This is a genomic window from uncultured Campylobacter sp. (assembly GCF_938018035.1).
Classification (GTDB): domain Bacteria; phylum Campylobacterota; class Campylobacteria; order Campylobacterales; family Campylobacteraceae; genus Campylobacter_B.
Genome location: NZ_CALIJF010000155.1, coordinates 1 through 1,043, shown reverse-complemented (window position 1 = coordinate 1,043; position 1,043 = coordinate 1). Strand labels below are relative to the sequence as shown.

General features: G+C 40.8%; 1 protein-coding gene and 1 pseudogene. One reads left to right on the top strand and one right to left on the bottom strand.

All coding sequences use genetic code 11. The features are described from left to right. Positions 1-216: pseudogene (locus tag Q0257_RS04700) on the top strand (hypothetical protein); the annotation flags it as partial. A gap of 557 nt (positions 217-773) precedes the next feature. Here the strand turns inward: Q0257_RS04700 and Q0257_RS04695 are convergent. After that, on the bottom strand, positions 774-1,043 hold a 270-nt coding region (locus Q0257_RS04695; RefSeq protein WP_298022156.1), incomplete at its 5' end, for an alpha/beta hydrolase.

The window sequence follows — 1,043 nt, the reverse complement described above, 5'->3', positions numbered from 1 at the left end:
AAATTTGCTATATTTAACGGCAATTATATGCAATTTAACCATTCGGAGTATCTGTGCGATACAATAAAAAATTTTAATATTATCAAGAAATACTATAAAAAGAGAAAAAATGCCGTAGTCGGTATTGGAAAAGGTTTTAAATTTGATAACTGCGGCAATATAAATTATCCGCTGGAAGAATATTATTTGGGTGGTAGAGATATAGAGAGGCGCTAAATTCTCTAATATGAATTTTATTAAAAAATTTAAGGGACTTAAGACCGATGGATGCGGAGCAAAGGTATAAATTTCACAGGACGGCGAGATATTTGCTGCGGTTCCGATAGTTTTCTTGCTTGATTGGTGGGCGGCAGCTTTGATTTTGGCGGTTTTGCCTTTTGAGGGCGCGCTAAGGATTGCCGTTTTTGCGGCAATATTTGCGATTTTGGCTTGCGCGCTGCTTTGGTATCTGCTCAAAAGGTATAAAAATTTTAAGCACAGCAAACTGTTTGTAAAAAATCCAAATCTTAGTTTGCTGCTTTTTGCGGTAGAAAATTTATATAAAACGCACTTATCGTCGCTGCGGCGCTTGAAAATTTTAAAACGGCGCGGAGCTCGCCTTTGCAAACGGGATTGCACCGCGGGCTTATCTATTTATTTATGCGAATAGCAAAGCCTTCGAGCTAAATACGAAACCCTTATCTTAGCCACAAAGCAAATCCGAACTTCGGCAGAGAAAATGCGAGCGGCGCGAACGCAGAAGCAAAAACCAGGCGGGTACGTTTGCCCAAAGCCTAGCCCTTTAGCTTCATCATTTTTTCTAAAATTTCATACACGAGATCAAGCTTCGTAAAGCCGTCTCTATACAAAAAATGCCCGCCCTTTTGCACCTCGTAAAACTTAGCATCGATCTGTTCCGCTAACTCGCGGCTGAAGCTAAACGGCACGATATAATCGTCCTTTGCAGCAACCACCGCGCGCTGTTTTGCGGCGGCTTTTATGCGCTCAAAATCAAAGCCTTTATCCATAAACTCGTCTAAAATTTTAAATTGCGGATCGCTAAG